At 53.7% G+C, this 15,445-nt stretch carries 8 protein-coding genes and 2 pseudogenes; 5 read left to right on the top strand and 5 right to left on the bottom strand.

Translation table 11 applies throughout. From position 1 onward, the window contains the following. The first annotated feature begins 31 nt into the window (after positions 1–31). Positions 32–5,002 (top strand): DEAD/DEAH box helicase, encoded by a 4,971-nt coding sequence (locus AWB67_RS24535; RefSeq protein ID WP_087658820.1) that lies wholly within the window; start codon positions 32–34, stop codon positions 5,000–5,002. Positions 5,003–5,719: 717 nt separating this feature from the next. Here AWB67_RS24535 and AWB67_RS24530 read toward each other — a convergent pair. Together AWB67_RS24530 and AWB67_RS24525 are read right to left on the bottom strand one after the other, a co-directional pair. Continuing rightward, positions 5,720–6,922 (bottom strand): helix-turn-helix domain-containing protein, encoded by a 1,203-nt coding sequence (locus AWB67_RS24530; protein ID WP_087658819.1) that lies wholly within the window; start codon positions 6,920–6,922, stop codon positions 5,720–5,722. Positions 6,923–6,924: 2 nt separating this feature from the next. Further along, on the bottom strand, positions 6,925–7,587 hold the full coding sequence (locus AWB67_RS24525) for a hypothetical protein (protein WP_125477656.1): 663 nt from the start codon (positions 7,585–7,587) through the stop codon (positions 6,925–6,927). A 278-nt stretch (positions 7,588–7,865) separates the two neighbouring features. Between AWB67_RS24525 and AWB67_RS24520 the strand changes: the two genes are divergently transcribed. From AWB67_RS24520 to AWB67_RS24505, 4 genes and pseudogenes are all read left to right on the top strand, one after another. Further along, a complete protein-coding gene (locus AWB67_RS24520; RefSeq protein ID WP_087658817.1) occupies positions 7,866–8,432 on the top strand; it encodes a recombinase family protein in 567 nt (188 codons plus the stop codon). A gap of 61 nt (positions 8,433–8,493) precedes the next feature. Then, entirely contained in the window at positions 8,494–9,324 is an 831-nt protein-coding gene (locus AWB67_RS24515; RefSeq protein ID WP_087658816.1) for a hypothetical protein, read from the top strand. Positions 9,325–9,360: 36 nt separating this feature from the next. Beyond that, positions 9,361–9,804 (top strand): annotated as a pseudogene (locus AWB67_RS24510) (recombinase family protein); the annotation flags it as partial. 493 nt (positions 9,805–10,297) lie between these two features. Continuing rightward, positions 10,298–11,005: a hypothetical protein gene (locus AWB67_RS24505; RefSeq protein ID WP_125477655.1), complete on the top strand. Its 708-nt coding sequence runs from the start codon at positions 10,298–10,300 to the stop codon at positions 11,003–11,005. 1,600 nt (positions 11,006–12,605) lie between these two features. On the opposite strand, the gene AWB67_RS24500 is transcribed toward AWB67_RS24505, so the two are convergent. From AWB67_RS24500 to AWB67_RS24490, 3 genes and pseudogenes are all read right to left on the bottom strand, one after another. Continuing rightward, entirely contained in the window at positions 12,606–13,544 is a 939-nt protein-coding gene (locus AWB67_RS24500) for a restriction endonuclease (protein WP_087658814.1), read from the bottom strand. A 321-nt stretch (positions 13,545–13,865) separates the two neighbouring features. After that, positions 13,866–14,072 (bottom strand): annotated as a pseudogene (locus tag AWB67_RS24495) (ATP-binding protein); the annotation flags it as partial. A gap of 1,094 nt (positions 14,073–15,166) precedes the next feature. Next, positions 15,167–15,445 (bottom strand): hypothetical protein (locus AWB67_RS24490; RefSeq protein ID WP_235025293.1); only part of this gene is annotated, 279 nt, incomplete at its 5' end.

The raw sequence follows: 15,445 nt of genomic DNA, 5'->3' as shown, positions 1-15,445 counted from the left end.
TCAGCAGTGTTTTATCGAAAAACAGGAAATTATGACCGCTCTCGAAACGCTCCTAGAATCCTTCCGCAAAGCTGCCGTATCAGAAAAAGAAAAGGGCACCTATTTCGAGGAGTTGATCCTCTGCTATCTCCGCAACGAGGCCACATATCGGGACTTGTACAGCGACGTGTGGACTTACGGGGAATGGGCGGCGCTGAATGGTCTCAGTAAACAAGACGCTGGCATTGATCTGGTTGCGAAGACAGCAACCGGGGAGGTCCATGCTGTTCAGTGCAAGATGTACGCGGCAGACTACAAGGTTCAGAAGTCGGACATCGATAGTTTCTTCACTGCCTCCGGCAAGAAGCCTTTCACGCATCGCATCATCGTAGCCACGACCAGCGCCCCGTGGAGCAACCACGCTGAGGACGCGCTGTTCGACCAGCAAACACCGGTAACGAAGATCGACATGGCTGCCCTCGAAATCAGCCAGATCGATTGGGCGAAGTATCAGCCCAAGACGGCGCCGGTTATCAAGCCCAAGAAGAAGTTGCGGGACCATCAGATTGCTGCCTTGAACGGAGTCGAACACGGTTTGACCGAAGCCGACCGAGGCAAACTTATCATGTCCTGCGGAACCGGCAAGACCTTTACCAGCCTCAAAGTCGCAGAAAAATTGGCGGGCGCTGGTAAGCGGGTTCTGTTTCTCGTACCGAGCCTTTCGCTCTTGTCGCAGACACTGACTGAATGGACGCAGGAGAGCGGGACGCCGCTCCACAGCTTCGCAGTTTGCTCGGATAGTGACGTTGGCAAGAAGAAGGGCAAGAAGGAAGACGACTCGATCCAGACATACGTCCACGAACTTCAATATCCCGCGACGACGAATTCGGCGAAGCTCGCTGCCGAAATGGCAAAGCGCCACGACGCGGACCACATGAGCGTGGTTTTCAGCACCTATCACTCGATTGAGGTTATCAGCCGCGCGCAGAAGGATTGTGGGATGGCGGACTTCGACCTGATCGTCTGTGATGAGGCACACCGGACGACCGGTGCAACGTTCGATAGCGAGGACGAGAGCACCTTTGTTCGTGTTCATGATGCCGATTACATCCGTGCCGCCAAGCGCCTGTACATGACGGCGACGCCGCGCATCTATGGTGATTCTGCCAAGGTGACTGCGGAACGGGATAACGTCGCGCTGTGTTCGATGGACGACAGCGCACTGTACGGCGAGGAGCTTTTCGTCCTCACATTCTCGGAAGCGGTCAAGCGCGGTCTTCTGGTTGACTACAAGGTGATCGTTCTGGCAGTCGAAGAGGCGCACGTCAGCCGACGACTTCAAGACCTGTTGAAGGACGAGAACAACCAGTTGAAGGTAGACGACGCTGCCCGGATCGTCGGCTGCTGGAAGGCGCTTTCGAAGCAAGGATTGACCGAACAACTGGTGGGCGATGGTGATCCGATGAAACGTGCGGTGGCCTTTTGTCAGGTCATCGAGATTTCGAAGGGTGCGAAAGTTAGTTCAAAGCAGATCGCTGGTATGTTTCAAGAAGTTGTCGAAGCGTACCAAGAAGCGGAAGCGACGGAAGAGTTTGAACAGGCGGCGCGTCTGGTTTGTGAAGCGGAACACGTCGATGGCAGCATGAACGCCAGCCAGAAAGACGCCAAGCTGGCGTGGTTGAAGGCCGAAGTGCCCGACAATACTTGCCGGATTCTGAGCAATGTGCGGTGCTTGTCAGAGGGCGTTGATGTTCCTGCGCTTGATGCCGTGTTGTTTCTCACACCGCGAAATTCACAAGTGGACGTGGTTCAGTCAGTGGGGCGGGTGATGCGCAACGCTCCCGGCAAGAAGCGCGGATACGTGATCCTTCCGGTGGTGATTCCGGCAGGGGTCGAACCGCACGAAGCCTTGAACGACAACCAGACCTACAAGGTTGTGTGGCAGGTGCTGCAAGCCCTGCGGTCGCATGACGACAAGTTCGATGCGATGGTGAACAAGCTGGACCTGATCGGCAAGGACACCAGCAAGATGGAAGTGATCGCCATCACCGACAAGGTTCAGAAGAAGCAAAAGGGGAAAGGCACGAAAAAGGACGCCGGAAAAGGCAGCTTCAACCTCGGAAAGGTCGCAAAGAAGAAGACGGAACCGACGCAAGGGGACCTTGAATTCGAGATCGGCGAGATCGAGAAGGCGATTTACGCGAAGCTGGTCCAGAAGGTCGGCAATCGGCACCATTGGGAGGATTGGGCCAATGATATTGCGAAGATTGCCCGAACGCATATCGACCGCATTACCGGCATTATCGAGAACCCCGAGAACAAAAAGGAACGTGAAGCCTTTGATGCGTTCGTCCATGAACTGCGTGACGATCTGAACGGCAGCATCACGGACGGCGAAATCGTCGAGATGCTTGCGCAGCACCTGATCACCAAGCCAGTGTTCGACGCGTTGTTCGAGGATTACAGCTTCGCGAAGCACAACCCGATGTCGATTGCGATGCAGGATGTGCTGGACGCGTTGCAGGAACACCGACTCGACAAGGAAGCTGATACGCTGGACCGGTTCTATGAAAGCGTGAAGATGCGGGCCGAGGGCATCAACAGCGCGGCTGGTAAGCAAAAGATCGTCGTTGAACTTTATAACAACTTCTTCGCGAAGGCGTTCCCGCTTCTAAGAGACAAACTAGGAATTGTTTACACGCCGATTGAAGTCGTGGACTTCATCATCCACAGCGTCGCCCACGTCTTGCAAGCTGAGTTCGGCCAGACCTTGGGAAGTAAGGGCGTGCACATCATCGACCCGTTCGTCGGTACGGGCACGTTCGTGACGCGGCTGTTACAAAGCGGACTCATAAAGCCGGAAGAACTGCCGCACAAGTATAAACACGAAATTCACGCGAACGAGATCGTGCTGCTGGCGTACTACATTGCGGCGGTCAATATTGAGGCCGTGTATCACGGCATTGTCGGCGGCGAGTACCAGCCTTTCGAAGGCATCTGTCTTTCAGATACCTTCCAGATGTACGAAAAGGAAGACATGGTTGACGCTTTATTGGTGCAGAACAGCGCCCGGCGAAAGAAGCAGAAGAAGTTAGACATCAGAGTTATCGTAGGCAACCCGCCGTATTCAGGTGTCCAAGAGAATGCGAACGACAATAACCAGAACGTCGCATATACACACCTGGACGAACGTATCCGCCGAACTTACGCCGAGAGGTCAAATGCGACTTTGAAGAATGCGCTCTATGATAGCTATGTTCGCGCGATCCGCTGGGCTAGTGATCGCGTCGGTGACAGTGGAGTGATCGGATTCGTGACAAACGCCAATTTCTTGGAAACGGGCACTTTTGGCGGTTTGCGCCAGTGTTTGACAGAAGAGTTTTCTAGCATCTACGTATTTCATCTGCGCGGCAATGCCCGCACGTCAGGAGAGGCACGTCGAAAGGAAAAAGACAACATATTTGGCGTCGGGAGCCGTGCACCGGTCGCAATTTCGATCTTGGTCAAGAATCCCCGTGCCGCACAACACGGGCAGATTTTTTATCATGACATTGGTGACTACCTGAGCCGTGATGAAAAGCTATTGAGGGTCGCAAACTTCGGCAGCGTGGCGGGGGTAACAAAAAGCGAAGGTTGGCGAGTCGTCACGCCCGATCAGCATGGCGATTGGCTTCGTCAACGTAATACGAGCTTTTCCGATTTTATTGTCTTGGGCGATAAAAAGGGCGACGAAGCGAAGGTGTTCGCTAATTACTCGAAAGGTATTGACACAAGTAAGGACGCGTGGTGCTATAACTTCTCCAAAGCGCATCTTGAACCCAACATACGGAAAAGCATTGATTTTTACAATTCGGAGCTTGCGCGCTTCAACATAACTCGCGGGAAGACGAGCGGAGAAGCAGACCTTGACATCTTCTTGGATTTTGACTCAACAAAGATAAGCTGGGGGCGCGCTCTCAAAAACGACATTTTGCGGGGTAAGCCGCTAAATTTCGAACCAAAGTCAATAGTTCGTGCGATGTATCGTCCATTCACAAAAACGTGGATGTACTTCAACAGGCGCATGAATAACATGGTCTACCAGATGAACAGAATTTTCCCCAACGAAGTTGCGGAGAATCGAATTATCTGTATGAATGCGGTAGGCGCTCAGAAGGATTTCTCCGTTCTTATGTCGGACCACTTGGCCGATTTGCACTTGATGCAAACAGGTCAGTGTTTTCCGCTTTATCTCTACGAAGCCACCGGAGAAGAAACGTCGTTCGATGTATCCGCCAACGAAGAGTTATTCGAAACGGACGAAAGTGTAGAAGCACTGCGCCATCGGCGGCGCGATGCGCTTACAGACGAAGCCTTGCGATCCTTCCAAGGGGCCTATCAAGGCGAAGCAATCTGCAAGGAAGACCTGTTCTATTACGTTTACGGTTTGCTGCATTCGCCGGAGTACCGGGAACGATACGCTGACAATCTCAGCAAGGAACTACCGCGCATTCCTTGTGTAAAGACGGCTGCCGACTTCTGGGCGTTCTCGAAGGCTGGGCGCAAGCTGGCGGACTTGCACGTCAATTACGAGACGGTGGAGAAGCATCCGTTGCAGATCGAGGGTGGTGGACTGCTGTTGACCGACGCCGACTACCGTGTCGAGAAGATGCGCAACGGGAAGAATGGCAAGGACAAAGACCTAACTACGTTGATATACAACAATAAGATCACGCTGACGGGTATTCCCGTGGAAGCCTACGAATATGTCGTCAACGGCAAGCCCGCGCTTGATTGGGTCATCGAACGGCAGTGCGTCAAGACTGAGAAAGATAGCGGCATCGTCAATGACGCGAACGACTACGCGACTGAGACGATGAACAATCCTCGCTACCCGTTGGAACTGTTTCAACGGGTCGTGACCGTCAGTCTCGAAACGATGAAGATCGTGAAGTCGTTGCCGCCTCTCGATATTCAGCAGCCGGGCGTCACGGTTGATAAGCTGGTGGCACCGACTGGTGCTTCGGATGCAATGACGGCGTGAGCGATTTTCATCAGCCGCAGATATGAACGGGAAAAAGGCGAGCATCGGGTTGGCCGGATGAATAGGAAGAAGGTACGGCAATTCGTGCGACAGTGGTTCCTCTACACCATCCGCGATAATTCGGCGTAGGCGCTCTCGGGGTTCCGGGCATTCATGGGTGGATGGCTCGGCGGCTTCGTGTTGATACGGCTTGGAACCGGGGCCATCTCAGGTCAGGTCGCGAATAACCTAGTCTCGACGGTGGGCGGCTTGGTCAATGGTTTCGCCGTGTACCTGTCGGCGGGCCAATGACGGTGCTGCCGGTGACAGTTGTTGCCGGTGAGGTGTTGCCAGTGACGGTGGTGTCGATGACAGATGTTGCCAATGATGGTGTTGCCGGTGACAGGTGTTACCAGTAATGGTGTTACCAGTGATGGTGTTACCAGTGATGGTGTTGCCGACGATGGTCCTGTTACACGTAATGGCGGTATGTCGATGATGTTGGTAGTCGGTGATGGTACTACCCACCGATAGTGGTACGTCGGTGACGGTGATATGAGGGCGGTATGCCAGTGATGCTGTTAACTGTCGTGTCGGCAACGGTTGAGGTCGAACTGCCGGTACACCGTCGTTCCAGCCGCCGACCATTTCGCGATGGTCGATTACGCCAGTACTGTCGTGACCGATGTGATTGCAGCGCCGCCCGGTCGGTTGGCGCTGACACTGCAAATCTCACTGTCAAGCCTTACGCGGGAATTGCAACACTGTTCCTGCCGGGGACGGCGGGGACCCGTCTACGGACTGCTTCTTCAATCGAACCGCGTCCAGCGATGAAACGCTTGATTGATGACTAAAGAATCCTTCCGGCAGTCCGCAAAGCCCTTCGCAATCAGTTGCGCCAAACCCCACTGACACAAGAAGCCCTTCCTTCGTCAATCCGCCTTCGGACAGAAGCAGATTGATAGTTCGGGGAAGTAGGCGTACCGACTCAAAACCAAGTCGGTCGTCAAGAGGTTCACCTTTCCGCCAGCCGCGTGCGCTGTAGTTTTTCCATAGGCGGGTCGCGTAGGCTTCGTCGATGATCTCCAACTGACGGCAGCGCATAATCATTGCAGCAACCGATACCTTCCAACGCAGCTTCAGTGCGAGAAAGGTGTCAAGGCTAGGACGAATCATTTCTGCTGCGAACGTTTCCGCTGGTAGCAAGAATGCAGCGGCGAACAGATGCGCTTGCCGTTCGATCTCGGGATACCGCTTCATGAACTCCACATCGTCGATGTCTCGATGGAGTACCAGATGCCCCAGTTCGTGTGCCGCGTCAAATCTACTGCGAACACCGTTTGCTTTGTCCGCAGCAAGAAACACATAGGGACGTCCATCGGTGTCAAACCATTGTGATGCGCCGTCCATCCGCGTGTAACCAAGTTCTTCCCGGACACAAATGACGCCCGCGTTCTCCAACGCCAGCACCATATCGGAGATCGGACCAAGGCCGAGATTCCACTGTCGTCGGCACTCCTGCGCCGCTTGCTCGATGTCGGCATCGGTGATCTTCAGGTGGTCATTCGCGCCGAGACGCGGAACGTTCACCGTAGGCCAATCTACCCAATCCTGAAGAACGAGACTGATCTCATTCAGCCACTTCAGGCGAATGTCAGCTATGGTCTGTGCTTCTTTGGTGACTGCTGCCGTACTTCTGAAGAAACAGACCTTGTCGCCGTAGCCTGGCAGTGCGGTGAGAAACCAAGAAGTCGGCATACCAAGATGATCGGCCAAGCGCTGAAGCGCTTCCGATTCAGGAACTTGGTCGCCCTTCTCCCACTTCGAGACGGTACCCGACGACTTCCCCACCTTCGCCGCCAACGCTGTCTGCGTCAATCCCCGGCAAAGACGTGCCTGTGTAAGGCGTTCGGGCTGGAAGCCTGAAACTCCGATTCGCATTGTTACTTTTCCGATTCGCCCATACGGCGCTTCAAGGTAGCAAACGCCAAGTCTGGGACTTCGATCTTCTCTTCTGGGTGGTATGCAGCCATCACATCGGAGACAGGTACGAACAGATGCCAGTCTGTGAGGTTGCTATACGGCACTCCGACCATTACGCCGAAGGGTACCGACTGCGGCTCTCGCCGGTGCGGTTTTATCGCAACGATCAAGCAGCCCAAGCCCTCGGGAAGTGGTTCCGCATTCCCGGTGAACAGGTCACGGTTTGCTGGTTCCAGTCGATCATTGACGGCAGCAATCATCCGGCGATGCTTGGCCTGTCTTGGCGTGCTGTTGTTGAAGGGGACGCAAATCTGACCAAAGCGTATCTCACCGCTGGCGACAAGACTGAAGCGTTCGCCTTTGGGTTCGGTGTGCGGGGCCGCGACAATCATCCCGGCGTGATTTGCCGCCTTGCGCAACGCTTCGCTCGACCGGTAGTGTTGTAGTTGCGGGTGCACCCGGAACCTTTCCGGGTCATCGAACGTGACCGCGTGCCGATGCGCATCGGAATGTCCAGCTTCGATTTCTTCCACGACACGCTGAAAGAAAACTGCTGGCGTGCGAGAAGCAATGTACTGGATCAGATCATCTTTCAGCGGACGGCGGACAGCTTGCAGGTTCAAAGTAGGCTCCTATCGACCTGTGATACGGATTAAGGCCATAAAATTCTTCGTTTTGAAGCTGAATGCATCAATAGTATATCGCTAACCGGATATGAAATGACAGCATCGGATGTAAACCGTCAATTGACTACGCAAACTTGCGTGCCGGTGGGGCGTTGGAAACAGACCGATTGCTAACAGCGCCCAAATACCATAGCGCGGATGTTGAAAATATAGGGTTGACCGTTTCCGACATCCGGTGATATTCTGACACCCATTTCCAACGGTTCGGGTGGTCAATGGCGATCTTCGGTTACGGTCGGGTGAGTACGCGGGAACAGACCACAGAGAATCAGCGGCTGGAAATCGAGAACGCTGGTTACAAGGTCGATTACTGGTTCACCGACAACGGAATCAGTGGGAAGACGCATGCGACACAGCGACCGCAGTTCGTCGCGATGCTGGACAAGATCAGGGATGGTGAGACCTTGGTTGTGACGAAACTTGACCGGCTAGGTCGGGACGCGGAGGATGTACTGCGCACAGTACGGACACTGGCTGAGCGGAAGATCGAGGTCGTCGTCCTTCAGCTTGGCAAGCTTGATCTCGGATCGTCCGCCGGTAAACTGATGCTCACGATGCTCTCGGCTGTCGCCGCTATGGAGCGCGATCTGCTGGTCGAACGAACGCAAGCCGGTCTTGCACGCGCAAAGGCGGAAGGCAAAATCCTTGGCCGACCGTCAAAGACGACGCCAGCGCAACGCGAAGAGATGAAGGGCAAGTACGTGGCAGGCGAAACAGTCAGCGCTTTGGCGCGGCAGTACGGAATCTCGCGTGCAAGCGTACTAGCTGTCGTGAATCCGTAGACGTGCGGTGATGGCGGAACAGCGGCAGTCAACGATCACGGCGGGACAAATGGGAGATGGAATGTCTATCTCGGTCGAACACATGGCTTTGCTGCGCGATCATGTCATGGCGGCAGGCGACAATGCACGCTACCCTGTTCAGGCTGAGATTGAAGCAGCCAAACGACGGGCTGCGAGGGATGGAATGGGCGGCGGTTTCGTTCACGCAATTGTTACCATTCTTGCGCAGGCAAATCAGCGGGCGGCAGCGGACATCGAAAGCGAGATTAGAACCCTATGCACAACATTGCATATCCCGGTTGAGAGCAGCGATACGGCGCAATTGCAGTCCTTGGCGTTGTCGGCACTAGTGGATGAGGCGATAGGCGACGCTTTATTGAGAGCCAACGTTCCGTCGAGTTTTCCGGAGAACGCGCTTCTGGCGGGCAGCGATCTGATCGTTGAGTCAAACACACGATTGCGTGCGTCTCTCGAAAGAAACGTGCGCTTACTAGTACTTCAACATATCGCAGCGAGGCAAAGCATGGCGCAGCCACCGGGTAGTAACACCTTCAACATTCAAGGCAACGTGGGTGCATTGCAGACCGGCGAAGGTGCCACGGCGAACGTCCATCAGGGATTGACCGGTGACGACCTTTCTAAAGTTGCGCATCAATTCGCGATCCTGATAGAGGAGTTGCGCAAAGTTTCGCCCGACCGCCTACCAAATCGGGATGCGCTCGTTCAAGAGGCCCAAGCATGCGAAGCCGATGTGAACGCAGGCAAGCCGGATACCGGCAGGATTAGGGCGTTGATCAAGGGTGGCATCGGCGTCGTTAAAGATGTACCTGCCTTGATCGAGAGTGCGCAAGCGATTGCTTCTGCGTTTGGTTTCCAATTACCGGGTTCGTGATGGCAATAGCGGCGGGCGCGAAACGGAGCGAGTGATGGTGCCACCAAGCTTCTCGACAAGCTGGAAGAGGGCGATGTGCTGATTGTGACAAGCTGGATCGACTAGGTCGAAACGCCATTGATGTCCGAGCGACAGTGGAACGACTGGAAGCCACCGGGTCCGGGTTCACTGTTTGGCACTCGGCGGGGTAGACCTGACCAGTCCGGCAGGGAAGATAACGATGCAGGTCATCAACGCCGTCGCTACGTTCGAGCGGGACTTGCTCATTGAACGGACTCACGGGGGGATTCGGAGAGCAAAGGCAGAGGGCAAGGTGTTTGGGCGGCCTTCGGCCTTAACGGGAGCGCAACGCGCCGTGGTCGTGGATCACTTGACGCTGGTATTCCTGTCGCTCAGATCGCGAGAGACATGAAGACCAGCGGGCAGACGATCATGCAGGTGCGGGAAACGGTGAAGGTGGAAGCAGTCGCTGTGGCCTGACAGCGATACTGAGGGGAACAGCAGCACTGATCGTCGTTTCGAGTTGCGACCGTCCATCATCGCTGTTATGTTGAATCGATTGCAACAAAATCGACGGCATGTCAATGTTTCTGTTGACGGATCGTTCGCAATGCGATATAATGGTTGCTCTTCAGTGAGCGAAGCGTTCACCAGATGTTGAGCATCCTAAGAAGACTTCTACTGAGTGACGTTTGGCGGGTTATGTCGAACGCGCACAACGCGGCAACCGCATCTCGTTGCGCGTCTATATGAATTTCCCTAGCAGTTCCCTGCCCTAGCCGGTGTCGCATTCGTGCGAATGTTGGCTGTGCTTTGCCGTCGCCGTAAAGCGATGTCCGGGAACTTTCCTTGGCAAAACATTCATCTTTTCAAGCGTCCTAAGGCTTTCCCTGCGTCGCATACGTCATTTCGGCGATGCGTAGGGGTAAGGCTGACGGCTTGAAGTGCTGACTATAGACGCAGTAATTCCGAAATGAATCTGAAACATCAAAACCAACAGACAACTCGGCAACAACCAACGATCCAACGTTCAACGCTCGCTCCCGTCGTAAAAGCTTCTTACGCATTTCATCGCGCCGACGATCAGTTCGATTCGGCAGTGACGTACTCTTGCTTCAAAGATCGAACTTCGATGGTCCCGCAACGCATAACGGAATCGTTCCAAGAGTTGGCGATGCGATGCAGGACCCCCGAGAGCAGATCGAGAAACGACGGTCCTACCTTCTCGCCGTTCACGTTTTCGTTGCTCCACGACGGATACAATGCACGAGAATGTAACTTCCTATCGTTCAAGTTCGAGAAGATGTGGGCTTTCACGCAGTCCGAGGACATTCTCGCGTGCGTCGATGGACTTGCTTCCTTTGTGTATAGCACGCATAGCCATACGGTCAAGCCACGTCCCACTGGCAGTTATCAGTTGATAGTCGCACTGAGCACTCCGATCCCCGAAGAGTATTACAAAGTTGTCGCGATGAATTTTGCGACGCGTTTTAGTCGGCTACGCGGGATCATCAACTCGTCCTACATGTCGCCGGATCAGCGTTTGCAATTTCCGTCTTGCCCGATCTCGCGTCAGCGTTTTTTCTCAATGGAAGCTCAGTGCGGGCGCTCCTTTGATTGGTCGCCCGACTTCACAGAGAACCAAGCCCCGAAAGCCCATCAAAGCTGGGGCATGCAGTGACCGAATTCGTTCATGCCATTGGCTGAACCTCACGGAGCGACTTCTGTCGCAACGCTTCGACTGTTTGGTCGGGCGCTATATGAAATCCCTCAAGCAGTACAGCAAGTCTCCCCCGGACTTACGGACTTACGGACTTACCGAGTCGATGTGCTTCGCTTGACCGTCGTGCGGCAGCCGTGCGCGACCGTGCATTACTCGCCTGCCTTCAACGATGATCAATCGTGAGAACGCGTGACGAAGTCTCAAAATCTTCGTTTGTATAAATAGTAGTGAGAAACACAAACCGAATATAAAGTCTGTTCCCGGACGATCAACAGGGAAGTCAACCACCTGAAAGGGCTGGCGCTGACGAGTGGAGTTTTCGGTCTTCAAATAATCTGTGAAGGTAGCTTGCACCTTGGCTTACGGGCTGAAGCAAGTGAAAGCCTTTGACTGAGCATCGTCAAGGGAATCGACCGTGGAATACCAAAAACCACGGCAGTGCATCAAGTGCCTGAATGCTTGATGACCAACACTGGCGACATCGAAGACTGAACAAGGAAGGAACGACGTGTCCTTGTCTCAGCTAGTAGGGTAACGACCGTAAGCAGTTAACATGCATGACCTAACTGGCTTCCGAAAGGAAGTGTTCATTCAGGATTCGAAGCCATAGATGTAGGCATCGTCTTTAGTACCGTTGAGGCAAGCGGTACTATGGTTAAACGGGTTTGGCGACCGGTTAAGAAACAAGTTGAAAAAAGAGGTACGACGAGCGAAGCGAGTTCCCCGAAGGGGACAGATTAGTGACTGATTGATTACAATGATTGCTCCGCTGCGCTGCGCAATTGAGACATAGTGACGAATAAGAACGAATACGACTGGTTGGACCTCATGTCAGCACCTGCGGTGCATTCGCTGCGCTCATAGAACCAGTTCTGGAACTCACCTGCTTCAGATGAAAAAGGGGATTCAATCGGGCTTCATGTCAGCACCTGCGGTGCATTCGCTGCGCTCATAGAACCAGTTCTGGAATTCACCTGCTTCGGATGGGTGAAATAAAAGAAGCCCTACCGGTCATCGACTAGTAGGGCTTCTTTTTCGTTTGTATCACCGGGATTCAATCGGACTTCATCTGACATCATGGCAGCTTGCTCAGTCGCTGCGCTCCATCGCAAGCATGTTCGCCGTCCGCTTCGCATCCGACTCCATGTCACCGGTTCTGCGTTCCACATCTGGACTAGATCAGGTCCAATCTCATTTCTACTTGTTCCGCACCGGTCAGGCATCGGTGGAGCACTGGTGATCCAGCCTACAGCGAACAGGTCAGCCATTATTCAGCAACGGTTCTTCAACCAGTTCCGAAAGACCTTGTTCCGTGAAGATCAAGGCCATGTTCCGCGCGACGGAGAAGACATGTTCCGTTCTTCGATCAACCTCTGTTGCGGGACCGTCATTCGACATCAGTCAACGTCAGTTGAACGCACATGTCCCGTTCCGCCTCATGTCGATTCACCAGTCCCTGAACCTTCACGCCAGCCGCCTACACCCATCTTCGGAGGTCGTCACAGGCTTCCTCGTGATGGCCTTGATTCCGTAGATTCAAGGCGGACGAACGCTCAGTTTACACGGCATCGCCTTCAAAGTAGTCAGAATCGACTTTCTTTACATGAAAGGTGCTAACCGTCGAAACCCCGACGTTGTGGTCCACCATCAACTTGACCAGTTGATCGCCGTCCACAAGGATAATCTTCGATGTGATCAGGCCCGCGTATTCTTTCGCTTCACGGGTGAACGCTGATGTGGTAATGAAGACCCCTTTGTTTGCTCGTTGGCCTTGCAACGCACCGGCAAACTTCTGTATCTCTGGGCGGCCCACCGTATCTTCCCATCTTTTCGCCTGAACGTAGATCACATCCAGACCTAGTTTGTCTTCTTTGATGGTGCCATCGATGCCGCCGTCGCCACTACGCCCGATGACGCTTCCGGCGTCTTGCCGAGAACCACCATATCCCATCGCGACCAGCAAATCGATCACCAACCTTTCGAAGAAGCTAGGAGTCGAAGATTTGACTTGTTCCAGCAACTCGGCTTCGAGATTGGTTCGCAGTCGCTGATACGCCTGTGCGAACGATTCTTCGGGAGTTGATTCCTCAATCTCGGGTATGGATACTCCGGGTTTCGACACTGGCGCTACTATGGCCTGTACATCGCTGCTCTTCTTTTGCCGGAAGGCGACGAATTCCGGGTACTGATCCAGCGTGCTGTTATCAATTCGGGTGGGACCTTGCGCAAGCAAGATTTTCCCGCGTTCGGTGATATTGAAGTAGCCCCGCTTTCGGGACTCGATCACCGCCGCCTGCTTTAGGTAGGTTCGCGCCCAACCTACCCGATTGTCGAACAGTGGTGCGGTGCCACTAGGGAGAAGGGTGTTCCGTTCTTCGTCAGTGAGTTGATATTCGTCGGCAAGGCTCTCGACCACGTTACGGAAACGATGTTCTTGTCCATCGGCAACAGCGCGTAAGACGGGCAGCATCAGGGTTTGGTAATCCGGTATCGGCATGGGAAGTTACTGATTGTTCTCAGGTTGGGGTTGGATGCTGCCGAACGGGCTGATTGGAGTCGGGCAAACAAAGCGCCAGCGGTTCAATGTGCCACAGCAAACAGATTTCCTGTCAATTCTTCGACTCGGACTTGGCGAAATTGCTTCCGCAGTTCCTGAGATTGCGTATTCCGGTGATCGTGACCGACATTTCCGGCATCGTGACCGCTGATTCCGTTTTATCGTGACCGCGGTTTCCGGTTGATCGTGATCGGCAATTCCGGCGATCGTGACCGGCGGTCGGCGGGAGGTGTTGCGTGGAACAAATTCTATCCTGAAGGGCTACGCGGCGTCGCCGGCTTTGAGCGTGATGCCTGCTTTTTGAGCGGACTTTCTTAACGACTCTCCTGCCAGTGTGATGCGGTGAATGCGGTGCATCAGCCGATCGAGAATGGCGTCAGCGATGGTAGGGTCCCCGATCCATGCATGCCAGTGCTCGACGGGTAGTTGGGCGGTGATGAGGATGCCGCGACCGCTGCTGCGATGGTCGGCTGAAGTCCGAGATCAGGCCCGATGTCGGGACACTTCTCGAACCGTGTGAGGGTTGCTTGGTGATCGTCATAGAACGAGAGCGTTATCAATATTCGTTGGAGAAGATTTGGATGAAGGGGACAATCTTCGAAGCTGGCGCCATTCAACAACCCAGTTTGGTGAAATATTTCATCAACAGCCGGTAAGAATCAACATTTCGTGCATTGATTTGGCTCGAAAAACGGTGGGAAGATGTTATTTTTTCATCATTTTACTTGAATGATTGTGATTTTATAGTCTACTACACAATAAAGAACGGATTAGTGGTCGAACAGTTGAATCCTATGCTTGCGGCACGAAACCGAACCTATTTCCTGACTAAATATTATGGCGAGGGGAATATTTCTCACCGCGAAGAGTCTCTGAGAGATTCTCAAAGAATTCATTTGTATAAATAGTTGTGCAGATTCAGAACGGTGGGCGAAACAGACCCGCACCTGCATCAAACGCGGAAACAAACCGTGTGACAAAATGGAAACGAAACGTCTGAGACCTTCCTCAGCGTGGACATAGACGAAGAACACCAGCAACAAGTGCAGTCGTCGTTAAAGCGAAAGATCGAAAGATCAATTAGCCACCCATCAAACGATGGTGAGCAGAAAAACATGGAGACGGGAATAATAGCCGTCCGCGAAAGCGTGGGGTGGATTGGAGTTAAGTCCAACTTACGTAACTAGTGTAGACCCATCCCTTAGGAAGGCCCCTGTTCGTCTATAGATCCTGTAACGCTTCAGTTTCAGTCTCCTTCTTTTCTCTTAGGGGGGTTCTCGTTTCCTTCTTCGCGCGAAGCGCGCTGTTCATAGTTACCAGATAGTTCAGCACTAGTCAGTCACCAGTTCAGAACAAACCAGTTGCCTGAGCGAAGCGAAGCGCACCGCAGGTGCTACATCGTCACCAACTAATACACCTAGACGGCGCGAAGCGACGGCTAAACTGAGTTCAATCGGAACCAATTGAGAACGATGTTCCGTCCTACGGACGCGCTGCGCGAAGACAAGTCCTTCGACTTCACTAGTACAACATCACCTAAATAGCTTTAATAATTAGCCTCGTTAATTATCGGGTTGCAAATACGGCTCCAGGAGCGTGACGACCAGCTGTGCCATCTCGTCGAGCGACCCGGCGCCTGGCAGAGGTTCCCAACGTCCACTATGACTGCGAAAGGCCGCGCCATAACGATTGCGGCCAAGCTCGGTCAGCCGCGCCACCACGGTCGGGTCCTCATCGTCCAGACGTTTGATCAGCAGGTGACGCCCGTAGGCTTGCGTGACGATCTGCTCATGGCCGAGCAGGCCGCGCAGTTGACGCTGCAGTTCGGCAGCGTAATGTTT

Source organism: Caballeronia terrestris, from assembly GCF_001544515.1.
GTDB classification, from domain to species: domain Bacteria; phylum Pseudomonadota; class Gammaproteobacteria; order Burkholderiales; family Burkholderiaceae; genus Caballeronia; species Caballeronia terrestris.
Note: the sequence above shows the minus strand (reverse complement) of the source record. Positions and strands in the feature narration are given on the sequence as shown.